The sequence below is a fragment of the Bordetella genomosp. 12 genome (assembly GCF_002261355.1).
Taxonomy (GTDB): domain Bacteria; phylum Pseudomonadota; class Gammaproteobacteria; order Burkholderiales; family Burkholderiaceae_B; genus Bordetella.
On the sequence record NZ_NEVU01000002.1, the window covers coordinates 195,484 to 219,078 of the forward strand.

Genomic DNA, 23,595 nt, shown 5'->3' on the forward strand with positions numbered 1-23,595 from the left:
TAAAATGTCGGAATCGGGCGGGTTATCCCGCCTGGTTGCACATCCGCCCCCCCGCTGCGATCACCCTCGGGCTCGCCGGGACTTTGGCCATAGGGCTGTACTCCGTTTTTCGAATCACGTCGCGCCGATCATGTCCGCCACCGAAGAGTCTCCGCTGCCCGCGCCTTTTGACCCGGCTTGGCATCAGGCGGCCAGCGCCGGCCTGGACCAGGCCGGCGCGGCGTTGCTGGCGCGCGCTGCGGCCTGGGCGCTGCCGCGCTGCGGCGATCAGGTCTTGGTCACTGGCGAGCGGCTGACGCACCATGCCGCCGGCGCCGTGCGTATCCTGGCCGAATTGCACACGGATGCGGCCACGCGCGCGGCGGCGCTGCTGGCCACCTTGCCAACCGACCTGAGCGCGGCCGCCCCCGCGCTGCGCAACGATCCGATTGCCGTGGAGTTTGGCGCGGAGGTCGCCCGCCTGGTGCAGGGGGCCCGGGCCTTGCTGCGCCTGGGGATCGTGGCCCGCCAGGCCAGCGACAGCGCTGCCGAGACGGGCTCGCAGAAAGAAATGCAGCGCAAGATGCTGCTGGCCATGGCGGCCGATCTGCGTATCGTGCTCATGCGGCTGGCCTCGCGGCTGCAAAGCCTGCGCTGGCATGCCGAGACCAAGACGCCCTGCAGCACCGAGTTCGCCCAGGAAACGCTGGATCTGTATACGCCGCTGGCCAATCGCCTGGGGATCTGGCAGCTCAAATGGGAGCTGGAAGATCTGTCTTTCCGCTTTCTGGATCCGGTGCGCTACAAGGAAATCGCCAAGCTGCTCGAGGAAAAACGCGTCGAGCGCGAGGCCTTCATTGCCGATGCCATCGAGCGCATGCAGGCGGCCCTGGCGCGCGCGGGCATCAAGGGCGAAGTCAGCGGGCGGCCCAAGCATATTTACAGTATCTGGAACAAAATGCGGCTCAAGAGGCTGGATTTTTCCCAGATGTACGACTTGCGCGCACTGCGCATCATCGTTGACGACGTGCGCGACTGCTATGCGGCGCTGGCGCTGGTGCATGAGCTCTGGGTGCCGTTGCAGGATGAGTTTGACGATTACATTTCGCGTCCCAAGCCCAATGGCTACCGTTCTTTGCACACCGTCGTGGCGGATCGGGATGGGCGGGCTTTCGAAGTGCAGATCCGCACGCACGAGATGCATCAGTTCGCCGAATATGGGATGGCCGCGCACTGGCGCTATAAAGAGGCGGGCTCGCGCGGTGGGCAGGTAGCGGCGTCCAGCGACTATGACCGCCAACTGGCCTGGATGCGCCAGTTGCTGGCCTGGAACAGCGATGTCGAGCAGGCCAAGGCGTCGGATGCGCCGGCGAGCAAGGACACCGCGCGTCCGGCCGTGCGCGATGGCGCCGAGGAACGCATCTATGTGCTCACGCCCCAGGCGCGTGTCATCGAATTGCCGCGAGGCGCCACACCGGTCGATTTTGCCTACCATCTGCATACCGACTTGGGGCACCGCTGCCGCGGCGCGCGGGTCGATGGGCAGATGGTGCCCTTGCAGACGCGGTTGTCTACCGGCCAGACGATAGAAATCATCGCCGCCAAGTCCGGCGGGCCGTCGCGTGACTGGCTCAATCCCCAGTTGGGATATCTGGCCAGCCCCAGAGCGCGCGCCAAAGTGCGACTCTGGTTCAACGCCATCGAACTGCAGCAGCGCATTACGCAAGGCCAGTCGATGGTCGAAAAAGAGCTGCAGCGGCTGGGCAAGACGGCGGTCAATCAGGAGCAGTTGGCGCAAAGCCTGGGTTTCGCCAAGGCCGACGATCTCTATGTGGCCGCGGCCAAGGAAGAGTTCAGCCTGCGTCAGATCGATAGCGCCTTCCAGCAGTCGGCACCGGCGCCCGCGCCGCCTCCCGTGCTGACGCATGCGCGTAGTGTGGACAGCGCCGAGAAAACCGGCAAGAGCGGGGTGCTGGTGGTCGGCGTCGGATCGCTGCTGACGCAGTTGGCGCGTTGCTGCCGACCGGCGCCACCCGATCCGATCCGCGGTTTTGTGACCCGCGGACGGGGCGTGTCCATTCACCGCGCGGACTGCCACAGTTTTCAGGCGCTGGCCGAACGCGAGCCCGAGCGCATCATCGATGTGGAGTGGGGCAATACCTCGGACAGCTTTTATCCGGTGGATGTCAGCGTGCACGCGCACGATCGGCCCGGTTTGTTGCGCGACCTGTCCGAAGTGTTCGCCCGGTTGAGGCTGAATGTGGTGGGCGTGAACACCCAGAGCAAGCAATCGCTTGCGCATATGGTGTTCACGGTGGAAGTGCGCGGAGGAGACAGCCTGCAGAAAGCGCTGGATGCGCTGCGCGAGGTCACAGGCGTGTCGTCGGCCGCCCGTCGCTAGGCGGCCGGTTGCCTGATCAGTGGTCGTCCAGGCGCTGGCGCGTCTTGTCCTGGATGAAGAAAGCGGCGATCAGGCCCAGCGTCACGCCGAACATGACGTAGTAGGCGGGAGCCATCGGCGAACCCGTGGTCTTGATGAGCCAGGTCACGATGAATTGCGCAAAACCGCCGAAAATCATCACCGCCACGTTGTAGGCCAGCGACAGGCCGACCGAGCGCACACGGGCCGGGAACAGCTCGGCCATCACCGTGCTGAACACCCCGAAGAACGCCGACACGAACAGGCAGACCACCAGTTGCACCGTCAGCAGCCGCTCGATCGAGGGGGCGGCGGTCAGCCAGGCGTACAGCGGATAGAGCACGATCAGATAGCCGATCAGCGAGCCGATCACCAGGGGACGGCGGCCGACGCGGTCCGACCACGCACCCATGAAGGGCGTCAGGACCACCATCAGCGCCGCGCCCGCCATCTGCACCAGAAAGGTTTCGCTCATGGGCAGATTGAGAATTTTGGTCGAGAAGGTGACCAGATAGGTGAAGGTGATGTAGATGGACACCGTCGCGGTCACGACCAGGCCCACGCCGATCAGCGTCTCGCGCGTGTGACGAGCCAGCATCTGGCCCAGCGTCAGGCGCTGCACGGCGCCCTGGCTGGTATTGCCTTCTTCGGCCTGGATACGCTTGAAGGTGGCGGTTTCGTCGACATTGCGGCGGATATAGATGGCGATGGGGACGATGACCAGGCCGAAGGCGAAGGGCAGGCGCCAGGCCCAGGCTTCGATCTGCGCGGGGGTGAACAGCTCGGTGATCAGGGTGCCGAAGGCCGCGCCGATGAGCAGGGCCAGCATCTGCCCGGCCATTTGCCACGAGCCGTAAAAGCCGCGGCGCTCGTCAGGCGCCATTTCGATCAGCAGCGCCGTGGACGTGCCGAATTCACCGCCGGCCGAAAAGCCCTGCAGCAGGCGCGCCACCAGAATGAAGATGGGCGCCAGAATGCCCGCGGCGTGATAGGTCGGCGCCACGGTGATCAGCGCGATGGACACGGCCATCAGTGACGTCACCATCACCATGGCGGCCTTGCGCCCCTTGCGATCGCCATACAGGCCGAGCAGGATGCCGCCCACGGGACGCATGAAAAAGCCCACGCCGAAAATCGCCGTGGTCATCAGAATGGAGTTCAGTTCGCTGCCAGGAACATTGGGGTCGACCGGGAAAAACAGCTTCGCGATGATGGGCGTCATGAAGGCGAAGACGAGAAAGTCGTACCACTCCAGAGCGTTGCCGATGACGGCCGCCACGATATTGCGGGTGGGAACTGCACGCTGCTGCACGGGGAATCCTTAGGGTGGGGCCAAAAAAAGCGGATTTTAGGGGAAAAAACCGACACCGCGGGTAAAAGCCTCCCGCGCTTCGCGAAAACGGGCCCGCCGCGAAAGGGCCGCGCACATCTCGGACGGGTGGCCTAAACTTGAGGTTTTTCTCAAGGTTAGGCGATATGAACGCGCGCACTTGGTTGCAGACTCTGGTCGGCTTCGACACCACCAGCCGGAATTCCAATCTGGCGCTCATCGAGACGACTCGCGACTGGCTCAAGCAACAGGGTGTAGAGGCCTGGCTCGTCCACAATCCCGAGCGGACCAAGGCCAATCTCTTTGCTACCTTGCCGGCCAGCGACGGCAATACGCAAGGCGGTATCGTGTTGTCCGGCCATACCGATGTGGTGCCCGTCGATGGCCAGGATTGGTCCACGGATCCCTTCAAGCTGGTGGAGGCGGACGGACGGCTGTATGGCCGCGGCAGTTGCGATATGAAAGGCTTTATTGCGGCTTCGCTGGCCTTGGTGCCCGAGTATCTGTCCATGCAGCGCGCCAAACCCATCCATCTGGCGTTTTCCTATGATGAGGAAGTCGGCTGCGCCGGTGCGCCCTACATGATCGCCGACTTGCATGACCGCGGCATTCGCCCGGAAGGCTGCGTTGTGGGCGAGCCCACGGGCATGCAGGTCGTGGTGGCGCACAAGGGGATCAATCTGTTCCGCTGCCGGGTGCATGGCAAGGCGGCGCATTCGTCGCTCACGCCGCGCGGCTGCAACGCCATCGAGTATGCGGCCCGCTTGATCTGCCATATCCGCGACGTCGCCGACAGTTTCAAGGCCCAGGGGCCTTACGACCAGTTCTATGACGTGCCGTTCTCGACCATGACCACCAACCAGATCCAGGGCGGTATCGCGGTCAACACCATCCCGGAATTCTGCGAGTTTTCGTATGAATTCCGCAATCTGCCCGGCATGCCGGCCGATGCGATCCAGGCCCAGGTCGAGCGTTACGTCGCTGAAACGCTGTTGCCGCGCATGCGCGCCGAATTCGGCGACGCGGCCATCGAGATCGAGCGCGGGGCCGCGGCGCCCGGGCTGGAAGCCTCCGAGGAAGCGGCCATCACCCAGTTGGTGCGCGCGCTGACCGACGACCGCAGCACGCGCAAGGTCGCTTACGGGACCGAAGCGGGTCTGTTTCAAGGGATAGGCATTCCTACCGTGGTCTGCGGCCCGGGCCATATCGAGCAGGCGCACAAGCCGGACGAATACGTGGCGCTGGACCAGCTGGCAGGCTGCGAAACCTTCCTGCGCAAGCTGGGTCAGGCCCTCTGAGCGCGGGAGCCTGGCAGGGGCGGACCCCTGGTCCGCCATGCTCGGGTAAAATGTCAGGTTGCTAAACCGGTGCCGGTTGACGGCAGGCATAGGGCCTGTCGCCGTGCCAGGCGCCGGCTAGATATCAGGTAGACCCCAGGTGAAACCTTACGACCTTCCGGATGCGAAGGGCCATTTCGGTCCTTATGGCGGCGTTTTCGTTGCCGAGACGCTGATGCATGCCTTGGACGAGCTGCGCGCTGCCTATGACAAGTATCGCGTCGACCCCGAGTTCATCGAAGAGTTCAACTACGAACTCAAGCACTTCGTTGGCCGGCCCAGCCCCGTCTACCATGCTGCGCGATGGTCGCAAAAGCTGGGCGGCGCCCAGATCTGGTTCAAGCGGGAAGACCTCAATCACACCGGTGCGCACAAGGTCAACAACTGCATTGGGCAGGCGTTGCTCGCCAAGCGCATGGGCAAGCCGCGCGTCATCGCCGAAACCGGCGCTGGCCAGCACGGCGTGGCATCGGCCACGGTGGCGGCCCGTTACGGCATGGAGTGCGTGGTCTACATGGGCAGCGAAGACGTGCGCCGCCAGGCCTCCAATGTCTATCGCATGAAGCTGCTGGGCGCGCGCGTCGTGCCCGTGGAGTCCGGCTCGCGCACGCTCAAGGACGCCTTGAACGAAGCCATGCGTGATTGGGTCACCAATATCGAGAACACGTTCTACATCATCGGCACGGTCGCCGGCCCGGATCCTTATCCGCGCATGGTGCGGGATTTCCAGACCGTGATTGGCAAGGAGTGCATCGAGCAGATGCCCGAGGCCAGCGGCCGCCAGCCGGATTACGTGGTGGCTGCCGTGGGCGGCGGCTCCAACGCCCTGGGGATTTTCCACCCCTACATTCCTTACGAAGACGTCCAGCTCATCGGCGTGGAAGCCGCCGGCGAAGGCATGGAAACGGGCCGTCATGCCGCGTCGCTGGCCGCCGGCCAGGTGGGCGTGCTGCACGGCAACCGCACCTATGTCATGCAGGATGCCGATGGCCAGGTCCAGGAGACCCATTCGGTGTCGGCCGGCCTGGATTATCCCGGCGTCGGGCCCGAACATGCCTGGCTCAAAGACAGCGGCCGTGCCCGCTATGTCGGCATTACCGATGACGAGGCGCTGGCGGCCTTTCACGATTGCTGCCGCATCGAGGGCATCATGCCTGCGCTGGAGTCCTCGCACGCGATTGCGCAGGCGGTCAAAATGGCCCCCACGCTCTCGCGCGACAAGATCATCCTGGTCAACCTGTCGGGCCGTGGCGACAAGGATATGCACACCGTTGCCGAGCGCGGCGGCATCGAGCTGTAAACACCATGAGCCAACGCATCGCCGCCGCTTTTGAACGCGTGGCCGAATCCGGTCGCGCCTCGGCACTCATCCCCTACATCGCGGCAGGGGATCCCTCGCCCGCGGCCACCGTGCCGCTGATGCATGCCCTGGTGGCTGCCGGCGCCGACATCCTCGAGCTGGGTGTGCCGTTCTCGGACCCCATGGCCGACGGTCCGGTCATCCAGCGCGCCGCCGAGCGCGCCATCGCGCAAGGCATGGGCCTGTCGCGCGTGCTGCAAGCCGTGGCGGAGTTCCGCCGCCAGGACAGCACGACGCCGGTCGTGCTCATGGGCTACGGCAACCCGATTGAACGCATGGGCCAGCAGGTGTTTGTGCAGGCCGCGCGTGAGGCCGGCGTGGACGGCGTGCTGGTGGTCGATTACCCGCCCGAAGAAATGGACGACTTCGGCGCGGCCCTGGCCGCCGCCGACATCGCGCCTATCTTCCTGCTGGCGCCGACCACGACCGAAGCGCGCATGGAGGTCATCGGGCGCGTGGCGCGGGGCTATGCCTATTACGTGTCGCTCAAGGGCGTGACGGGGTCGGGCAGTCTCAATACTGACGACGTCGCCCAACGCCTGGCCATCATTCGTCGCCATGTCGGCGCGTTGCCGATAGGCGTGGGGTTTGGCATCCGCGATGCGGACAGCGCCAGCCGGATCGCTCGCCATGCCGACGCCGTGGTCATCGGCAGCAAACTCATCGAAACCATGGAGCAGGCCGTGGCCAACGTGCCGCCTGCCCAGCAGACCGACGCCGCCGTGCGTGCCGCCAGCCTCTGGCTGGGCAGCATCCGTGCGGCGCTGGACCAAGTCAAACGAGAGCGCGCGCCGGCCTGAGCCTGCGCAAGCCGTCTACAGGAATACACATGAGCTGGATCGAAAAACTCCTGCCGCCTCGCATCAACAAAACCAGCGACAGCGGTGTGCGCCGGGTCCCCGAAGGGCTATGGGTCAAGTGCCCGTCCTGCGAGTCCGTGCTCTACAGCGAAGACCTGGCGGCGAATCTGCACGTCTGCCCCAAGTGCAGCCATCACATGCGCATCGGCGCGCGTACCCGCATCGACTCTCTGTTGGATGTCGAAGGGCGCGTCGAGATCGGCCAGAGCACCCGCTCGGTCGATTCGCTGAAGTTCAAGGACACGCGCAAGTATCCCGAGCGTATCCAGGAAGCCATGAAGCAAACCGGCGAGACCGATGCGCTGGTGGTCATGAGCGGTTCCATCCGGGGCGTACCTGCCACGTTGGCCTGCTTTGAATTCGAGTTCATGGGCGGCTCGATGGGCTCGGTGGTTGGCGAGCGCTTCGTGCGCGGCGTCAAGGCTGCCATCGAACACAAGACGCCTTTCATCTGCGTGGCCGCATCGGGCGGCGCGCGCATGCAGGAAAGCCTGCTGTCGCTGATGCAGATGGCCAAAACCAACGCCATGCTGACGCAGTTGGCGCGGGCGGGGCTGCCGTTCATCAGTGTGCTCACGGATCCCACCATGGGCGGCGTGTCGGCCAGCTTCGCCTTCATGGGCGATGTCGTCATCGCCGAACCCAAGGCGCTGATCGGCTTTGCCGGTCCCCGCGTGATCGAGCAGACCGTGCGCGAAAAACTCCCCGAAGGCTTCCAGCGCTCGGAATTTTTGCTGCAAAAGGGCGCCATCGACATGGTGGTTGACCGTCGCCAACTGCGCGAAGAACTGGCCCGTTTGCTGGCCTTGTTGACCAATCAGCCTGCCGATATCGTCACCGCAGCCTGAATTACTGGTGAAATGGGCGGCAATCCTTGCGGTTGCCGCCCATTTACTATTCCATCAGGCGAAGTAATGCTTCGTCATTGCGCTACGCCATGTCGGGTTTTCTGCCTGCCGTGTTGCCTGCGTGACACATGAATGTCCGGTTCGTCCCTGCTTTCTGCTAAGGTTGTACGGTATCTGTCCGCACAGATTGAATGCACTTTGGAGTCCTTATGCACGGCCTGAAAAAGAAAATCGCTTTGACCGGTATCGCTTCTCTGGTGTTGGCTTTGGCTGCCGGCACTGCCCGGGCACAACAAGGCAGCGACGGCGGCGTCAGTGTCCATTACGGTATTGGTGACCACTATCAGCGCGTCACGCTCAACTACGAAACGCCCACCTGGTGGAGCTATCAGTTCGGCAGCAATTGGGGTCGCCTGGATCTCAATGGTGAGTTCGGCGCGTCGTACTGGTGGGCGGATGGCTCGCGTGATCCCGGTCACGTCTGGCAAGGCAATGCCATCCCGATGTTCCGCTGGTGGGCCACCGATCGCTTCTATCTTGAAGGCGGCGTGGGCGCCACGGTCTTCTCGAGCACCCGTTTCGCCGACAAGCGCATTGGTTCGGCATTTCAATTCGGCGACCACGTTGGGCTGGGTTTTCTGTTGACGCAGAATAGCCGTATCGGCGTGCGTTACTCGCATTTCTCCAACGCCAACATCAAGAAGCCCAACCCGGGCCTGGATGTCGTGCAGTTGCTGTATACCTACCAGTTCTGAACGGGCTGCAGCCCCAGCAAGTCGCTATTTGACCTGACCCCCGGAAGTTGGACATTGCGCCAATTTCCGGGGGTTTTTGCATGGCAACGTGCAATGAACCGGGCCGCCCATCCTTAGGCGTTCTTTACGCCTTTCAACCGTGCGGGAAGGATGCCGGAGGGCAGCCGCCGCGCGCATCGGGCGGGCAGGGCGTGCAAAAAAAATCGCCAGGCTGGCAGGCCTGGCGATTTTTCATGAGCGGGCAGCTCAGTGATGCGTTTCGACCTGCACCAGCGGCGAGGACGAGACTTGTGCCACGGGCTTGCGCTCGCGGCCCAGGCGCACCGGGGCTTGATCTGCCGCGCTGTGCGCTTGCGATTCCGCGTGGCGAGCCGGATCGGTTTGCACCCAGGTCAGGCCAGCCGCTTGCACCACTGCGTTCAGAGCGGCTTCGCCGGCCACGATGGGGGCAGCCGCTTTGGGCGCTGCTGTGGTCGGGGCGGGGGCCGGTTCGGCGGCAGGGGCTGCCGGCGAGGCGGCCACGGCGGGAGCCGGCGCAGCCGGTTCGACCGTTGCGCTCGCTTGCGGCGCAGCCGCGACAGGCTCAGCCGCCGCCGGAGCGGGCGTCTGCACCGCTGCGGGTGTGGTCGCAGCCGCAGTCTGCGGCTCGGCGGGCGTGACCGCTTCGGCAGCCACGGCAGCCGGAGCAGCCGGGATCACCTGGGCAGCCGGAGCAGCCGGAGCAGCCGGGATCACCTGGGTAGCCGGAACCGCGGGAGCCACGGGAGCCGCAGGGGCCGCCGGAGTCACGGGAGTCTGAACCACCGGAGCCTGCGCCTCGGCGACGACGGCTGCCGGGGCGGGCGCCACCGGAGCCGGCTGCGCCTGAGGCGTTTCAACCTTGACGGGCTCCGAAGCGGCCGTGACGCCATAAGCCGGTGCGGGAATCAGGGCCGAGCCGCTGCTTTCGGTTTCTTCAGCGTCATCGCCTGCTTCGATGGGTTGGCCATCGGCATCCAGCGTTACGCCATCTTCCTGGCTGCGACGGCCACGGCGACTGCGGCGACGGCGGCGCTTGCGCTCCGGATCAGCCTGGCCTTCGCCGTCGGCGCTCTGCGGCGCTTCGTTATCGGCGTCGGTGGCAACGTCTTCCGTGACATGGGCTTCCGGGGTGGCCGGCAGTGCGGAAGCCACGGTTTCGGCCAATGCGGCCACCATGGTTTCCTGTTCGCTCATCTTGCCATCTTGCTCGTTGGCCTGAGCGTCGCTCGCACCGTCTTCGCGACGGCCGCGGCCGCGGCCGCGGCGATTGCGGCCATTGCGCGGCGTCGCTTCGTCGGCCGCCTCGGCGGCAACGGGACGCACGGCGGGGGCAGCCTGAGCGTCGGTGTTACGCGCCTGGCGGGCCTCGCTGCGCTGCTCGTTGCGGGACTCATTGCGTTCGCCACGCGGTTCCGGGCGCTGTTGCGCCTCGCCGCGCGCGGACTCGTTGCCACGCTGTTCTTCCGGACGGCGGCCGCCACGGACGTGACGTTGCTCCAGGCCTTCGCCGTCGGCGTTGCGGCGGTTGCGGTTACGGTCCGAGCCATGGCGTTCGCCGCGGCGTTCCTGACCGTCGTTCGCGCGCTTGCCGCGGTTGCCGCCTGTGCTGCGCTTGGCTTGCTCGGCCGGTTTCTCGGCCGGCTTTGCCGGTTCGCTGCCGCCGGACAGCCAATTGATCAGGCGCTTGAACAAGCCACCGAGGCTGGCGCCTTCGGCAGGCTTCTGGGCCGCAGGGGCCGGGGCGGGTGCGGAGACCGGCGCGGGCTGGGCCGGGGTGATGCCCTTGACCAGGGCTTCCGGGCGCGCCTTGATTTCCTGTTCGCGCGGGCTCCAGGTGAGATCGGTTGCCGGGGCTTCGGCCAGTTCGAAACTGGTCTTGGCTTCTTCCAGGCGCGGATCGTCGTGGCGCAGGCGCTCGATATGGTGGTGCGGGGTTTCCAGGTGCTTGTTCGGGATGAGCACCAGGTTGACCTTCAGGCGGGCTTCCATCTTGGCGATGTCGGCACGCTTTTCGTTGAGCAGGAAGGTGGCCACGTCGACCGGCACTTGCGCGTGCACGGCGGCGGTGTTTTCCTTCATGGCTTCTTCTTGCAGCAGACGCAGCACATGCAGGGCGCTGGATTCGGCATCGCGGATCACGCCGGTGCCGGTGCAACGCGGGCACGTAATGTGCGAGCCTTCGTTCAGAGCCGGACGCAGGCGCTGACGCGACAGTTCCATCAGCCCGAAGCGCGAGATCTTGCCCATCTGCACGCGGGCGCGGTCAAAATGCAGCGCATCCCGCAGACGTTGTTCGACAGCACGTTGATTCTTGCTGTCTTCCATGTCGATGAAATCGATGACGATCAGGCCGCCAAGGTCGCGCAGGCGCAGTTGGCGGGCCACTTCATCGGCGGCCTCCACGTTGGTGCGCAGCGCGGTTTCTTCGATGTCTGCGCCGCGGGTGGAGCGCGCCGAGTTCACGTCGACGGCCACCAGCGCTTCCGTGTGGTCGATGACCACGGCACCGCCCGAGGGCAGTTGCACGGTGCGCGAGTACGCCGTTTCGATCTGGTGTTCGATCTGGAAACGCGAAAAGAGCGGGATATCGTCGCGATAGCGCTTCACGCGCTGGACGTTGTCCGGCATGACCACGCTCATGAAGGCCGTGGCCTGATCGGCGATCTCGTCGGTATCGATCAGGATCTCGCCGATTTCCGGCGAGAAATAGTCGCGAATGGCCCGGATGACCAGGCTGGATTCGAGATAGATCAGGATAGGCGCGGCATTGTCACGGGCGGCACCGTCGATGGCCGTCCACAATTGCATGAGGTAGGCCAGATCCCACTGCAGCTCTTCCACGCTGCGGCCGATGCCAGCGGTGCGGGCGATGATGCTCATGCCTTGCGGCACGTCGAGCTGCTCCATCGTGTCGCGCAGTTCCTGGCGGTCTTCGCCCTCGACGCGGCGCGAGACACCGCCGCCACGCGGGTTGTTCGGCATCAGCACGAGGTAGCGGCCGGCCAGGGAAATGAACGTGGTCAGGGCAGCGCCCTTGTTGCCGCGTTCTTCCTTTTCGACCTGAACGATCAGTTCCTGGCCTTCGCGCAGAGCGTCCTGGATGCGGGCGCTGCGCACGTCCACGCCTTCTTTGAAGAAGCTGCGGGCGACTTCTTTGAAGGGCAGGAACCCGTGGCGGTCTTCGCCGTAATTGACGAAGCAGGCCTCGAGGCCTGGTTCGATACGGGTGATGACGCCTTTGTAGATATTGCCTTTGCGCTGTTCGCGGCCGGCAGTTTCGATATCAAGGTCGATGAGCTTTTGCCCATCGACAATCGCGACGCGCAGTTCTTCCTGGTGCGTCGCATTAAACAACATGCGCTTCATGAGTGCGGTTCTCCGTAGTCAGGACACGCCGATATCGGCGCGTGACCTCGGGTCACTCGGGCTGCGACTGAAGCAAGCAAGAAGAATGCGGACCGTACCTGAGCGACGCTCAGGCGTATCCGCCGCGCGTCACGCGGGCACGTCGTGCCATGGGGCACGGGGTTCTGGCAGCAGGAGGGTCAGCTTCACTGATAGTGGTTTGACGGAACGGTTGCTGTGAACGTCAGATGCCTGTGGGCATCTGGTGCGTAATAAATATTCGACGATTCTTGCTGTGCTTCAGATCGCTTGCGGCTGGCAACGGATCTCTGCCAGGAAGGCGGGCACTGCATGCCACACCACCGTCCGGCAGATCGCGGTTGCGCCGGCGACCAAGTAAACCCAGGAGCTGAACGGAGACAGTACAATGGTGGCCCGCGCATCCGACGGAGACGCGCGAATCTCTCCGCATCTCAACGCCAGGCAAAACGGTTTCACACCCGCAAGAGCCTCTGTAGTTCAGCCCCTTAAGGCTGTCCCGATTATATGCCGCTTTCCGCAATGCGCAAACAGACTTCCCCAGTGCCCCCCTCTGTACGTTTGGTCGAGGTCGAGGCCGACCAGGAAGGCCAGCGCCTGGACAATTTTCTGCTCCGTTTGTGCAAGGGCGTCCCCAAAAGCCATATCTACAAGGCCATCCGTGGCGGCGAGGTGCGGGTAAACAAGGGACGCAGCAGTGCGGACTACCGCGTGGCGGTGGGCGACGTGGTGCGCGTGCCGCCCTTGCGTCTGCCGGATCCCGGCGCACCCAAGCCTGTTCCTGCTTCAGAGTTTCCAGTCGTCTTCGAAGACGAGGCCATGCTGGTCATCGACAAGCCCGCCGGCGTCGCCGTACATGGGGGCAGTGGCGTGTCCTTTGGGGTCATCGAGCAATTGCGCGCCGCCCGTCCGCAGGCTCGCTTCCTCGAACTGGTGCATCGCCTGGACCGCGATACGTCCGGGCTGTTGATGGTGGCCAAAAAGCGCAGCGCGCTGCTGGCCCTGCACACCATGCTGCGCGAAGGCAAGGGCGGCAAGCGCTATCTGGCGCTGGTCGAAGGCGATTGGGTCAATGACCGGCAGCATATCCGCCTGGCCCTGAGCAAATGGACGACCCAGAGCGGCGAGCGCCGGGTCAAGGTCGACCCCGATGGGCAGGCGGCGCACACCATCGTGTCGCTCAAACAGCGGTTTGGCGGCTACAGCCTGGTCGAGGCGGAGTTGCGCACCGGGCGCACGCATCAGATCCGTGTGCATCTGGCGGCCAGCGGTTTTCCCATCGTCGGTGACGATAAATACGGGACAGATGAAGTGCGGGCCGATTTCGCCCGCCGGGGTTTCAATCGCATGTTTCTGCATGCCTATCAATTGACGCTGGATCACCCGCTGACGGGTGAGCGCTTGGAGTTGGTGGCGGAGTTGCCCGCTGCCTGTCGCAAGCTGTTGCAGCAACTGGAGACAGCCTGATATGTCGTATGCAATGGTGGTGTTCGATTGGGACGGCACCCTGATGGATTCCACTCACAGTATCGTGGCGGCCATTCAGGCCGCCGCCCGTGATCTCGACTTGCCGGTTCCCACGGCGTCCGAGGCCAGCTGGGTGATCGGCTTGTCGCTCGAGAGCGCTTTGAAGCGCGCCGTGCCGCAGCTCACGCCCGCTCTCATGCCGCGCTTTCTGGAGCGCTATCGCATTCATTACCTCTTGCGCGATCCGGAGCTGCGCTTGTTTGACGGGGTGCGCGAGTTGCTCGACAGCCTGGCCAGCCAGAATGTTCGTCTGGCGGTGGCCACCGGCAAAAGCCGCGTGGGGCTGAATCGCGTCCTAGCCGCCACGGGCCTGGGCCCGGTTTTCGATGCTACCCGTACCGCCGACGAGACCTTCAGCAAGCCGCATCCGGAGATGCTGCACCAGCTCATGAGTGACCTCGATGTGGATCCGGCGAGAGTGGTCATGGTGGGGGACACCACCCATGATCTGCAGATGGCGCTCAATGCCGGCGTGCACGGCCTGGGCGTTTCGTACGGCGCGCACAGTCTGGACGAGCTGCGCGCCTGCAGCGCCGAGGCCATCGTCGGCAGCGTGCCCGAGATGGCGCAGTGGTTGACGCCGCGTATCGCCGTCTGATCGGCCTGCCTGGACAATATCGGACACAAAGTCTGATCATTCCGGGGAATTTCCTCAGCCCGGGGCGCGTCTACAGTAGATAGCGTGCCTCGGCCCTGGCCCGCCTATTGGAGATTCCCATGCTGATTCGCAAGCCTTCGCCCCTTCTTGCCTCTGAGATCACTCCCGAGGAAGTGTGGCGTACCCGCCGAGACTGGATGATGCGTAGCGCGGCGGCTGCGGCCGCTCTGGGGCTGTCGGGCTGGACGTCACGCCGGGCCTGGGCCGACGACGCAGCGTTGCCCGGCAAGCCTGTCCCTCAATTCACGGTGCCGGACAAGCAGACCGCCTTCAAGGATGTCTCGTCGTACAACAATTACTACGAGTTCGGTCTGGACAAGGGCGATCCGGCGCGGGCGGCGGGCGCGCTCAAAACCCGCCCCTGGACGGTCAGCGTCGAAGGCGAGGTGGGCAAGCCACGTGTTTTCGATATCGACGCGTTGCTCAAACTCGCGCCCATGGAAGAGCGGGTGTACCGCTTGCGCTGTGTCGAAGGCTGGTCCATGGTCATTCCCTGGGTGGGCTACTCGCTGTCGACCCTGCTCAAGCAGGTCGACCCGACGGGCAATGCAAAGTACGTCGAATTCGTGACGGCAGCCCAGCGCGAAACCATGCCCGGCCTGCGCTATCCCGTGCTGGACTGGCCCTACACGGAAGTGCTGCGCATGGACGAGGCCATGCATCCTCTCACCATGCTCGTGTTCGGGCTGTACGGTAAGGTGCTTCCCAACCAGAACGGCGCGCCGCTGCGCCTGGCCGTGCCCTGGAAGTACGGCTTCAAATCCGCCAAGTCCCTGGTGCGTATCCGCCTGCTGGAGCAGGCTCCCCGCAGCAGCTGGATGAAGGCCGCGCCGCAAGAGTATGGGTTCTACGCCAACGTCAATCCGCAAGTGCCCCATCCGCGCTGGAGCCAGGCCACCGAGCGTCGCATCGGCGAGGACGGGATTTTTACGCCCAAGCGTCCCACGCTCATGTTCAATGGTTACGCGGATCAGGTCGCCGCGCTTTATCAGGGCCTGGATCTCAGGGCCAACTACTGAGGCTTACGGAAGATGGCGCAGCAATCGGTGCGGGTGATCGGGCAGGCCAAGCCGCTGGTCTTTCTCCTCGGCCTGGCGCCCGCCTTGCGCTGGGTCTGGCTGGGGCTGCATGATGGCCTGAGCGCCAATCCCATCGAGTTCCTCACTCGTTCCTCCGGAACCTGGGCCCTGGTCTGTCTGCTGGTGACGTTGGCCATCACGCCGGTGCGGCGTTTGATCCAGGTGCCGGCTTTGCTGCGCCTGCGCCGCATGTGCGGCTTATTTGCCTTTTTCTATGCCTTCTTGCATTTCACGGCCTGGGCTTGGTGGGACCGGGGGCTGGAGCTGGCTTCCATGCTGCGCGACCTGGCTGAGCGCCCCTTCATCCTGGTGGGATTCACGGCCTTTGTGCTCATGGCCGCGCTGGCGCTGACCTCCACGCAGGCGGCCATGCGCAGGCTGGGCCGTCACTGGCAGCGGCTGCACCGGGCGGTCTATCTGATCGGGCTGTTGGTCATCCTGCACTACTGGTGGCACAAAGCTGGCAAGAACGACCTGCGCGAGCCGCTGATTTATGGCGCGGTCTTGCTGCTGTTGCTGGGGTGGCGCGTCGCGGCCTGGTGGCACCGGCGCCGGGCGCTCAGGGCTGAGCCTGCATCGCTTGCATGATGGCCGCGGTCTCGGCGTCGGGCTCGCCGTCGTAGCGCGCTGGCCGATAGTGCATCTGAAAGGCGGCCAGCACGTTGCGGGTGGCGCGGTCCAGCCGGCCATGGCGCGGGTTGTCGTAACCCAGGCGAGCCAGCTCTGCTTGAAACCACGCCACGTCGGGCAGGCCGTCAGCCTGCAGCCGCGGCAACATCGCCGCAGCGGCGGCCTCGTCGTACCAGCGGCCTATTCCGGCCTGGGCCAGTGCCCGCCATGGGAAATTCGGGCCAGGGTCCAGCTTGCGTTGCGGCGCAATGTCGCTGTGGCCGACGATGTTCTCCGGGCGGATGCCATGACGCTCGGCGATGGCGCGCAATAACTGCGTGAGCGCGGCTATTTGCGTGGGTGCGTAGGGCGCATAACGCAGGCTGCCATCGGGCTGTTTTTGCCAGCCTGCGTTGACGATCTCGATGCCGATCGACGTGAAGTTCAGCGAGTTTTGCTCAAACCAGCGGCTTGCGCCGGCATGCCAGGCGCTGCGGTTCTCATCCACCAGTTGGTAGATGCGCGCGTCGGGCCTTGCGCTGACCACATAATGGGCGCTTACTTGCGTCTGCGAAAGCAGCCGCAGCGATTCGGCGTCGTCGGCGGTGGTGTAGTGCAGCACGATATAACGCACCCGGCTGCTTTGTCCCGTGGCCGTAAGCGAGCGGTCAATGGGGCTGGCGCAGCCGGCCAGCATCAGGCAGGCGAGCAGCAGCGCAGCCAGGCGTTGCATGTTGTCAGTGCGCCAGGAAGAGAAACAGGGTGGGCTGCTTGTCAAGGTCGGGCGGCGGTTCCTGCTTCCACTGCGCCACCGTGCGGGTGCGTACCCACTCCTGGTCCGTGGAGAGCGAGCGGGCCACGCACAGCCGGGTGTCGCCGCGCAGGGCGGCCAGCAAGGTGCCAAACATCGCCATGTTGCGATAGGGGGTCTCGATCAGCATCTGGGTCTGGTCATGGCGGGCCGAATGCTGTTCCCAGGCGCGCAATTGCTTGGCGCGTTCGGCCGGGTCGACCGGAGCGTAGCCATGGAATGCGAAGCGCTGGCCGTCCAGGCCGCTGGCCATCAAGCCCAGCAGGATGGAGGAGGGGCCGACCCATGGTTTGACGGCATAGCCCAGGCGGTGGGCGGCCGCCGCCACTTTGGCGCCGGGGTCAGCCACCGCGGGGCAGCCGGCTTCCGAGACCAGCCCAATCTCTTTGCCTGTCTTGATGGGGGCGAGCCAGGCTTCGATCTGGCGCGCGTCGGCCTGATCGTTGAGGGTATGGATGGTGATTTCCTGCAACGGTCGCTCGGTGCCGATCAGTTTGAGAAAGGCGCGCGCGGTCTTGGCGTTTTCGGCGATATAAGTGTCCAGCCTGCCGGCCAGGGCGCGGACGTCGGCCGGCAGCCAGCGCTCGGGTGGGGCATCGCCCAGGCTGACGGGGATGAGATGCAAGGCGCCGCTCATGCGGGGCTCCCCAGGGGAGGGAGGCCGAAGCGCATCAGCATCCCGGTCAGGGCGATCAGGGGCAGGCCAATGATGGCCGTCGGATCGTCGCTTTGCATGCTTTCCATCAGCGCGATGCCCAGGCTTTCTGCCTTGGCGCTGCCTGCGGTATCGTAGGGTTGCTCGGCCTGCAGGTAGGTGTCGATGGCCGCCTCGCTCAGAGTGCGGAATTTGCAGTAGGTGACGACATCGGCCTGCTCGGTGTGCTGTCCGTCCGTCACGGCCAGCGCGCTGTGAAACTCGACCGTTTTCCCCGAGAGTTGCCGCAATTGAGCTTGCGCACGGGCGAAATCGCCCGGCTTGCCGATGGGTTGGCCGTCTATCGTGGCCACCTGGTCGGAGCCGATGACGATGCTGCCCGGGTGCCGGCTAGCCACGGCCATGGCTTTGGCGACCGACAAACGCAGCGCGATGGCAGCAGGGGCTTCACCAGGGTGTGGCGTTTCGTCCACATCGGGAGACACGCTCTCGAAGGGCAGGCGTAGGCGCTCGAGCATGCTGCGCCGATAACGGGAGCTGGATGCAAGGATGAGACGAGGAGTTTGGGGCATGCGATATTTGACGTTGATCTCTAAGTCACGGTATTATCTAACGTTTTGCGGCGATTATGCTGCGTACTGATACTTCTTTGTTGCACACCTTTTTGCCAAGCTTACTTTGCGCGGCATTTTGGCTGCCGGGGTTTTTAGGCTCGTGCGAGCCAGGCCTAGCGCCTTGAAGGCTGCGTCTAGCTTGCAAGATGGGCTAAAGGGCGGACTAAAAGGGATGCGCTAAAAGGCGGGCAGGGGTGGGCTAAAAGGCGGACGAAAGACGCGCCTTAAAGCGGCGCTCTTGAGATGGCAGGCTTAAAAGTTTGCCGGCAACCCGCGCAGAAGAGGCAGGGGCACGGACGCGCAGAGCACAGAAGCAACGGGGATCAAACGGCCCCGGAGCAGCTTGGGCCAAGCGGCTTGCCGCGCCAGGGCGGCTCCCTGAGGTTGCCACGCGTTTAGGCGGGTGTGTGGTCTGTTGGTAAAGTGTCACCGCAGTGTAAATGGCTGGAAGATTATGGTTGATCCTGTAGATAAAGCGGTAGTCAAGGCGTCTGCTGGCAATGCCGTGGTCGTGGATGCTTATGCCATGGCGCGTCAGGGGCAGCAGGTGTCGGGTGACATTGCGCTGGTGCGCCTGTCGCGATTCATGGAAGGCTTGCCCGAGCAGGCAGCCGGCGAAGCCGGCGTAGCCCATTGGAAAGCCTTCGGCGAGATCGGCAAGGGAACGGGCAAGACGGGTGGTGTCATCGCCGGTCAGCCGTTGCTGCGCTTGCACATCCAGGCCAATCCGGTCTTGATCTGCCAGCGTTGCAATGCGCCCTTTGTGCATCCGGTGGATTCCGACGTGGTGCTGCAGCTGGTCGCGTCTGAAGATGATCTCGACGACGAACTGGCCGATTTGCAGGATGCCCAGGAAGAAGGTTTGGATTTTGCGACCGACGTGCCTGAAAAGGTCGTGGGTTCGCATCGTTTCGATCTGTTGGCCCAGATCGAGGATGAGCTCATCTTGAGCATTCCGTATGTGCCCCGCCATGAAGTCTGCCCGGAGGTTTCCGGACAGGCAGCGGGGCAGAAGGCCGCTTCGGATGATGCATCGCATGCATCCGAAGTCAAGCGTCCCTCGCCGTTTGCGGTGTTGGAACAACTGAAGCGCAAGAATTGAAATCAACTCGGGCTGCATTCGCGTACAATGCGGCCCGTTTCTAGGAGTCATCATGGCTGTTCAACAAAACAAGAAGTCCCCGTCCAAGCGCGGCATGCACCGCTCGCACGATTTTCTGGTGAACCCGCCGACGGCCATCGAGCCCAACACGGGCGAATCGCACCTGCGTCACCACATCAGCCCCAACGGTTTTTACCGTGGTCGCAAGATCCTGAAGACCAAGGCTGACGAATAAGGCCTGTCGGCCGAACTCGTAACCCGGACCGTTTCGGCTGACTGCTGACCTGGCACCCGTGATACGCATCGCTATAGACTGCATGGGCGGGGACCACGGTCTGCCCGTCACCATACCGGCCGCGCTCGAGTTCGCCCGGCAATATCCGGACACCCGGCTATTGCTGGTTGGGCTACCCGATGCCATCGAAGCCGCGCTGGCCGAACATCGTTCGGCCCCGCGCGATCGTCTCGAGGTTGTCGCTGCCTCCGAGGTCGTCACCATGGACGACCCGGTCGAAGTCGCTTTGCGCCGCAAAAAAGACTCGTCCATGCGACTGGCCGCTCAAGCCGTCAAGGACGGTCGGGCTGACGCCTGCGTGTCAGCCGGCAATACCGGCGCATGGATGGCGATTTCCCGCTACGTGCTCAAGACGCTGGACGGCATCGACCGCCCGGCGATCGCGACCTCCATCCCCAACCAGACCGGCGGCGCTACCACGGTGCTCGATCTGGGGGCCAATGTCGACTGTAGCGCGGAGCATCTGCTGCAGTTCGCCATCATGGGCGCCGCGCTTGCGCAGGCCGTCGATCATCTCGACCGGCCTACCGTGGGCTTGCTGAACATAGGCGAGGAAGTCATCAAGGGCAATGAGGTGGTGAAGGAAGCCGCCGAATTGCTGCGAGCCAGTCCATTGAATTTCCGCGGCAACGTGGAAGGCGACGATATTTTCAAGGGTACGGTCGACGTTGTCGTTTGTGACGGCTTCGTAGGTAACGTCGTACTGAAATCCGTCGAAGGGTTGGCGAAGATGCTCTCCAGCGTCATTCGCGAAGAATTCAAGCGCAACTTCATCACGCTGCTGGCCGGCGCCGTTGCCACGCCGGTGCTCAACCGGCTGCGCCGACGCGTCGATAACCGCCGCTATAACGGCGCGGCCTTGCTTGGCCTGCGGGGTGTCGTGATCAAAAGCCATGGTTCGGCCGACGCCTATGCCTATGGTTTTGCGCTCCAGCGCGCGCGTGAGGCGGTCGCCAGCCGGTTGCTCGAACGCACGGCCCAGACGGTGGCCGAGATCAATGAGCGCGTCCAACTGAACGAGGCTGCCGCGAACAATGCCGCGGCTGCGGGGGACACCGTTTGATGAGCAAGGCAATGAAATATTCGGTGATCGCGGGTTCGGGCGGCTATCTGCCCGAGCGTGTGGTGTCCAACGACGATCTGGCCGCGGAACTGGCTCAGCGCGATATCGAGACATCCGATGCGTGGATCGTCGAGCGCACCGGTATCCGGCAGCGGCATCTGGCCGAGCGCGGCGTAACCACCAGCGTGCTGGCCACCGAGGCGGCGCGCCGTGCGATGGCCGACGCCGGCGTCGGCCCGGATGATCTGGATCTGATCATCGTGGCCACGTCGACGCCCGACTTCGTGTTTCCGAGCACGGCCTGCCTGGTGCAGGCCAATCTGGGAGCCAAGGGCGGGGCGGCCTTCGATGTGCAGGCGGTGTGCAGCGGATTCGTCTATGCCCTGACGACGGCCGACAGCTTCGTGCGTGCCGGCCGTGCCCGGTGTGCGCTGGTGATCGGCGCCGAGGTGTTTTCCCGCATCCTTGACTGGAATGACCGCGGCACCTGCGTGTTGTTTGGCGACGGCGCGGGCGCGGTCGTCCTCAAGGCATCCGATGAGCCGGGCATTCTCGCCGCGCATCTGCATGCCGATGGCAGCCAGACCAAAATTCTCTGCGCCGCGGGCAATGTGGCCTACGGCGAAGTGACGGGCGACCCCTTCCTGCGCATGGATGGCCAGGCCGTGTTCAAGCAGGCCGTCACGGTGCTGGACCGCTCGGCGCGGGAAGTCTGCGCCGAGGTGGGCATGACCATCGATCAGGTCGATTGGCTGGTGCCGCACCAGGCCAACGTCCGCATTCTCAATTTTCTTGCACGCAAGCTCAATGTGTCGGCCGACCATGTCGTCGTCACCGTTGACCAGCATGCCAATACCTCGGCGGCCAGCGTGCCGCTCGCCCTGGACGTGGCGCGGCGCGATGGCCGCATCAAGGCCGGCCAGCATGTGCTGATGCAGGGCGTGGGCGGTGGCTTTACCTGGGGCTCGGTACTGGCCCGCATGTAGTGCGGCGGGCGCCATGCCCGTCGTGCGGTACGCTAACGTATAGAGATCACGGACCACCATGAAACTCGCATTTGTGTTCCCCGGCCAAGGCTCGCAATCCGTCGGCATGATGGATGCATGGGCTGGCAATGCCGTCGTCGCCGATGTGCTTGCTCGCGCCAGTCAGGCGCTGGGCCAGGATCTGGCCGCCCTGATTGCCCAGGGCCCGGCGGATCAGCTCAATCTCACCACCAACACGCAGCCCGCGATGCTTACCGCCGGCGTGGCCTGTTTTGCTGCCTGGCGCGATGCCGGCGGGCCGCTGCCTGCCGTCATGGCTGGCCACAGCCTGGGCGAGTACGCGGCCCTGACGGCCGCCGGCTCGCTGGCGCTCGAAGACGCCGTGCGCCTGGTGCGCATCCGCGCCGATGCCATGCAGGCCGCCGTGCCGGTGGGCACGGGCGCCATGGCCGCCATTCTGGGGCTGGACGATGACGCGGTTCGGGCCGCTTGCTCGCAAGCCGCACAGGGCGAAGTCGTCGAGGCCGTCAACTTCAACGCGCCGGCGCAGGTCGTGATTGCCGGCCACAAGGCCGCCGTCGAACGCGCCTGCGAAGCGGCCAAGGCCGCCGGCGCCAAGCGTGCGCTGCTGTTGCCCGTTTCGGCGCCGTTTCACTCCAGCCTGCTCAAGCCGGCCGCCGACGTACTGGCGCGCGCGCTGGCCGACGCCGCCGTGCAATCGCCGGCCGTGCCGGTGATCAACAACGTGGACGTGGCCGAACAATCCGATCCCGCCGCCATTCGCGATGCGCTGGTGCGCCAGGCCTGGCACGCCGTGCGTTGGGTCGAGACCGTGCAGGCCATGAAGGCCCAGGGCGTGACACACGTCATCGAGTTCGGTCCGGGTAAAGTCCTGACCGGCCTGACCAAACGCATCGATGGTGATCTGACCGGCCTGGCCGTGACCGATCCCGCCTCGTTGGATGCCGCGCTGGCGCTCGTCAAGGGAAATTGAGTATGGAACACATCTCCAAAGATCTGGAAGGCAAGATCGCGCTGGTGACCGGCGCTACGCGCGGCATTGGCCGCGCCATTGCCCAGGAACTGGCCGCCCGTGGCGCCACGGTGGTCGGTACGGCCACCTCGGAAGCCGGCGCGGCAGCGATTACCGAAGCCCTGGCTGCCCATGGCGGTCGCGGCGTCGTGCTGAACGTGACCGATGCCGCCGCGGTCGATGCGCTCATCGATACGCTGGGCAAAGAGGGCGGCGGGCCCCATATTCTGGTCAACAATGCGGGCATCACGCGCGACACGCTGGCCATGCGCATGAAAGACGACGACTGGGGCTCGGTGATCGACACCAACCTGAGCGCGGTCTTCCGCCTGTCGCGCGCCGTGCTGCGCAATATGATGAAGGCTCGTTGGGGCCGCATCATCAACATTACGTCGGTGGTCGGTTCGGCCGGCAACCCGGGTCAGGCCAACTACGCCGCCGCAAAAGCGGGCGTGGCCGGCATGACGCGCGCGTTGGCGCGCGAGCTGGGCAGCCGCAACGTCACGGTAAACTGCGTGGCGCCGGGCTTTATCGACACGGACATGACGCGCGTGCTGGGCGAAGACCAGACCGCAGCCCTTTTGCAACAGATTCCGCTGGGCCGCCTTGGCGCTCCGGCCGATATCGCCAATGCGGTTGGCTTCCTGGCCAGTCCTTTGGCGGGTTACATTACAGGTACGACCCTGCACGTCAACGGCGGGATGTACATGCAATAAATGCGGCATCCTGGCGCGGCGCGAGGCCAGCCAGTCTGTCGTACTGACACTCGTGGCCCATGTGATCGGACATTTCCGTAACATGCGGCCCGCCCCTCCAGCCGGCAGGCCGGGTGGGGGCGAAAAAAACGCGGTGTTATTTTTCTCACGGCCC

Annotated in this window: 21 protein-coding genes; 16 read left to right on the forward strand and 5 right to left on the reverse strand. The window is 64.5% G+C overall.

Annotated features, from left to right (window positions below):
- Nucleotides 1-130: 130 nt before the first annotated feature.
- The gene (locus tag CAL22_RS06320) at nucleotides 131-2,380 is read left to right on the forward strand and encodes a RelA/SpoT family protein (RefSeq protein ID WP_094811482.1); all 2,250 of its coding nucleotides are present in this window, start codon (nucleotides 131-133) and stop codon (nucleotides 2,378-2,380) included.
- Between the two features lie 16 nt (nucleotides 2,381-2,396).
- On the opposite strand, the gene CAL22_RS06325 is transcribed toward CAL22_RS06320, so the two are convergent.
- A complete protein-coding gene (locus tag CAL22_RS06325; protein WP_094811484.1) occupies nucleotides 2,397-3,710 on the reverse strand; it encodes an MFS transporter in 1,314 nt (437 codons plus the stop codon).
- Nucleotides 3,711-3,874: 164 nt separating this feature from the next.
- Here CAL22_RS06325 and argE point away from each other — a divergent pair, with 164 nt between their 5' ends.
- The 5 genes from argE (at nucleotide 3,875) to CAL22_RS06350 (ending at nucleotide 8,888) form a co-directional block, all read left to right on the forward strand.
- Nucleotides 3,875-5,026: an acetylornithine deacetylase gene (gene argE, locus CAL22_RS06330; protein ID WP_094811485.1), complete on the forward strand. Its 1,152-nt coding sequence runs from the start codon at nucleotides 3,875-3,877 to the stop codon at nucleotides 5,024-5,026.
- A gap of 139 nt (nucleotides 5,027-5,165) precedes the next feature.
- Nucleotides 5,166-6,365 carry a tryptophan synthase subunit beta gene (trpB, locus tag CAL22_RS06335; RefSeq protein WP_094811487.1) on the forward strand — a complete coding sequence of 400 codons (1,200 nt, stop codon included), beginning with the start codon at nucleotides 5,166-5,168 and terminating at the stop codon, nucleotides 6,363-6,365.
- A gap of 5 nt (nucleotides 6,366-6,370) precedes the next feature.
- Nucleotides 6,371-7,225, forward strand: coding sequence for a tryptophan synthase subunit alpha (gene trpA, locus CAL22_RS06340; protein ID WP_094811489.1), 855 nt, complete (start codon nucleotides 6,371-6,373; stop codon nucleotides 7,223-7,225).
- 29 nt (nucleotides 7,226-7,254) lie between these two features.
- Entirely contained in the window at nucleotides 7,255-8,133 is an 879-nt protein-coding gene (gene accD, locus CAL22_RS06345) for an acetyl-CoA carboxylase, carboxyltransferase subunit beta (RefSeq protein ID WP_094811491.1), read from the forward strand.
- A 209-nt stretch (nucleotides 8,134-8,342) separates the two neighbouring features.
- On the forward strand, nucleotides 8,343-8,888 hold the full coding sequence (locus CAL22_RS06350) for an acyloxyacyl hydrolase (RefSeq protein ID WP_094811493.1): 546 nt from the start codon (nucleotides 8,343-8,345) through the stop codon (nucleotides 8,886-8,888).
- A gap of 246 nt (nucleotides 8,889-9,134) precedes the next feature.
- Here the strand turns inward: CAL22_RS06350 and CAL22_RS06355 are convergent, their stop codons facing one another.
- A complete protein-coding gene (locus tag CAL22_RS06355; protein WP_094811495.1) occupies nucleotides 9,135-12,275 on the reverse strand; it encodes an Rne/Rng family ribonuclease in 3,141 nt (1,046 codons plus the stop codon).
- A 525-nt stretch (nucleotides 12,276-12,800) separates the two neighbouring features.
- Here CAL22_RS06355 and CAL22_RS06360 point away from each other — a divergent pair.
- From CAL22_RS06360 to msrQ, 4 genes are all read left to right on the forward strand, one after another.
- Nucleotides 12,801-13,760: an RluA family pseudouridine synthase gene (locus tag CAL22_RS06360; protein WP_094811497.1), complete on the forward strand. Its 960-nt coding sequence runs from the start codon at nucleotides 12,801-12,803 to the stop codon at nucleotides 13,758-13,760.
- A gap of 1 nt (nucleotide 13,761) precedes the next feature.
- Nucleotides 13,762-14,418, forward strand: coding sequence for an HAD family hydrolase (locus tag CAL22_RS06365; RefSeq protein WP_094811499.1), 657 nt, complete (start codon nucleotides 13,762-13,764; stop codon nucleotides 14,416-14,418).
- Nucleotides 14,419-14,537: 119 nt separating this feature from the next.
- Nucleotides 14,538-15,497 carry a protein-methionine-sulfoxide reductase catalytic subunit MsrP gene (gene msrP / locus CAL22_RS06370; RefSeq protein ID WP_094811501.1) on the forward strand — a complete coding sequence of 320 codons (960 nt, stop codon included), beginning with the start codon at nucleotides 14,538-14,540 and terminating at the stop codon, nucleotides 15,495-15,497.
- A gap of 12 nt (nucleotides 15,498-15,509) precedes the next feature.
- Nucleotides 15,510-16,145 carry a protein-methionine-sulfoxide reductase heme-binding subunit MsrQ gene (gene msrQ, locus CAL22_RS06375; RefSeq protein ID WP_094811503.1) on the forward strand — a complete coding sequence of 212 codons (636 nt, stop codon included), beginning with the start codon at nucleotides 15,510-15,512 and terminating at the stop codon, nucleotides 16,143-16,145.
- On the opposite strand, the gene CAL22_RS06380 is transcribed toward msrQ, so the two are convergent.
- Genes CAL22_RS06380 through CAL22_RS06390 form a run of 3 tightly spaced genes read right to left on the reverse strand, consistent with a single transcriptional unit; the run spans nucleotide 16,117 to nucleotide 18,204 of the window.
- Nucleotides 16,117-16,899 carry an N-acetylmuramoyl-L-alanine amidase gene (locus tag CAL22_RS06380; RefSeq protein WP_094811505.1) on the reverse strand — a complete coding sequence of 261 codons (783 nt, stop codon included), beginning with the start codon at nucleotides 16,897-16,899 and terminating at the stop codon, nucleotides 16,117-16,119. The two genes, msrQ and CAL22_RS06380, sit on opposite strands and share 29 nt — an antisense overlap.
- Nucleotides 16,900-16,903: 4 nt before the next feature.
- Complete coding sequence (locus CAL22_RS06385; RefSeq protein WP_094811507.1) at nucleotides 16,904-17,614, reverse strand: SAM-dependent methyltransferase; 711 nt, start codon at nucleotides 17,612-17,614, stop codon at nucleotides 16,904-16,906.
- Entirely contained in the window at nucleotides 17,611-18,204 is a 594-nt protein-coding gene (locus tag CAL22_RS06390; protein ID WP_094811508.1) for a Maf-like protein, read from the reverse strand. The genes CAL22_RS06385 and CAL22_RS06390 overlap by 4 nt, the downstream gene beginning before the upstream one ends.
- Before the next feature lie 496 nt (nucleotides 18,205-18,700).
- On the opposite strand from CAL22_RS06390, the gene CAL22_RS06395 reads away from it, so the two are divergent.
- From CAL22_RS06395 to fabG, 6 genes are read left to right on the forward strand one after another with little or no spacing between them, the layout of a single operon-like run.
- Nucleotides 18,701-19,348 carry a YceD family protein gene (locus CAL22_RS06395; protein WP_094811510.1) on the forward strand — a complete coding sequence of 216 codons (648 nt, stop codon included), beginning with the start codon at nucleotides 18,701-18,703 and terminating at the stop codon, nucleotides 19,346-19,348.
- A 52-nt stretch (nucleotides 19,349-19,400) separates the two neighbouring features.
- Nucleotides 19,401-19,583, forward strand: coding sequence for a 50S ribosomal protein L32 (gene rpmF / locus CAL22_RS06400; protein WP_094811512.1), 183 nt, complete (start codon nucleotides 19,401-19,403; stop codon nucleotides 19,581-19,583).
- A 58-nt stretch (nucleotides 19,584-19,641) separates the two neighbouring features.
- Nucleotides 19,642-20,706, forward strand: a complete 1,065-nt coding sequence (gene plsX / locus CAL22_RS06405) for a phosphate acyltransferase PlsX (RefSeq protein WP_094811514.1) — start codon at nucleotides 19,642-19,644, stop codon at nucleotides 20,704-20,706.
- Nucleotides 20,706-21,692 (forward strand): beta-ketoacyl-ACP synthase III, encoded by a 987-nt coding sequence (locus CAL22_RS06410; RefSeq protein ID WP_094811515.1) that lies wholly within the window; start codon nucleotides 20,706-20,708, stop codon nucleotides 21,690-21,692. The genes plsX and CAL22_RS06410 overlap by 1 nt, the downstream gene beginning before the upstream one ends.
- 58 nt (nucleotides 21,693-21,750) lie before the next feature.
- The gene (gene fabD / locus CAL22_RS06415; RefSeq protein WP_094811517.1) at nucleotides 21,751-22,686 is read left to right on the forward strand and encodes an ACP S-malonyltransferase; all 936 of its coding nucleotides are present in this window, start codon (nucleotides 21,751-21,753) and stop codon (nucleotides 22,684-22,686) included.
- 2 nt (nucleotides 22,687-22,688) lie between these two features.
- Nucleotides 22,689-23,441 (forward strand): 3-oxoacyl-ACP reductase FabG, encoded by a 753-nt coding sequence (gene fabG / locus CAL22_RS06420; protein ID WP_094811519.1) that lies wholly within the window; start codon nucleotides 22,689-22,691, stop codon nucleotides 23,439-23,441.
- The last annotated feature ends 154 nt before the right edge of the window (nucleotides 23,442-23,595 follow it).

Bases quoted from the DNA above. Each gene is read 5' to 3' on its own strand.
- fabG (WP_094811519.1), top strand. From the start codon at position 22,689: ATGGAACACATCTCCAAAGATCTGGAAGGCAAGATCGCGCTGGTGACC.
- CAL22_RS06365 (WP_094811499.1), top strand. From the start codon at position 13,762: ATGTCGTATGCAATGGTGGTGTTCGATTGGGACGGCACCCTGATGGAT.
- CAL22_RS06385 (WP_094811507.1), bottom strand. From the start codon at position 17,614: ATGAGCGGCGCCTTGCATCTCATCCCCGTCAGCCTGGGCGATGCCCCA.
- msrP (WP_094811501.1), top strand. From the start codon at position 14,538: ATGCTGATTCGCAAGCCTTCGCCCCTTCTTGCCTCTGAGATCACTCCC.
- CAL22_RS06355 (WP_094811495.1), bottom strand. From the start codon at position 12,275: ATGAAGCGCATGTTGTTTAATGCGACGCACCAGGAAGAACTGCGCGTC.
- CAL22_RS06380 (WP_094811505.1), bottom strand. From the start codon at position 16,899: ATGCAACGCCTGGCTGCGCTGCTGCTCGCCTGCCTGATGCTGGCCGGC.
- CAL22_RS06395 (WP_094811510.1), top strand. From the start codon at position 18,701: ATGGTTGATCCTGTAGATAAAGCGGTAGTCAAGGCGTCTGCTGGCAAT.
- CAL22_RS06350 (WP_094811493.1), top strand. From the start codon at position 8,343: ATGCACGGCCTGAAAAAGAAAATCGCTTTGACCGGTATCGCTTCTCTG.
- CAL22_RS06360 (WP_094811497.1), top strand. From the start codon at position 12,801: ATGCCGCTTTCCGCAATGCGCAAACAGACTTCCCCAGTGCCCCCCTCT.
- accD (WP_094811491.1), top strand. From the start codon at position 7,255: ATGAGCTGGATCGAAAAACTCCTGCCGCCTCGCATCAACAAAACCAGC.
- CAL22_RS06320 (WP_094811482.1), top strand. From the start codon at position 131: ATGTCCGCCACCGAAGAGTCTCCGCTGCCCGCGCCTTTTGACCCGGCT.
- CAL22_RS06390 (WP_094811508.1), bottom strand. From the start codon at position 18,204: ATGCCCCAAACTCCTCGTCTCATCCTTGCATCCAGCTCCCGTTATCGG.
- CAL22_RS06410 (WP_094811515.1), top strand. From the start codon at position 20,706: ATGAGCAAGGCAATGAAATATTCGGTGATCGCGGGTTCGGGCGGCTAT.
- rpmF (WP_094811512.1), top strand. From the start codon at position 19,401: ATGGCTGTTCAACAAAACAAGAAGTCCCCGTCCAAGCGCGGCATGCAC.
- trpA (WP_094811489.1), top strand. From the start codon at position 6,371: ATGAGCCAACGCATCGCCGCCGCTTTTGAACGCGTGGCCGAATCCGGT.
- fabD (WP_094811517.1), top strand. From the start codon at position 21,751: ATGAAACTCGCATTTGTGTTCCCCGGCCAAGGCTCGCAATCCGTCGGC.
- argE (WP_094811485.1), top strand. From the start codon at position 3,875: ATGAACGCGCGCACTTGGTTGCAGACTCTGGTCGGCTTCGACACCACC.
- msrQ (WP_094811503.1), top strand. From the start codon at position 15,510: ATGGCGCAGCAATCGGTGCGGGTGATCGGGCAGGCCAAGCCGCTGGTC.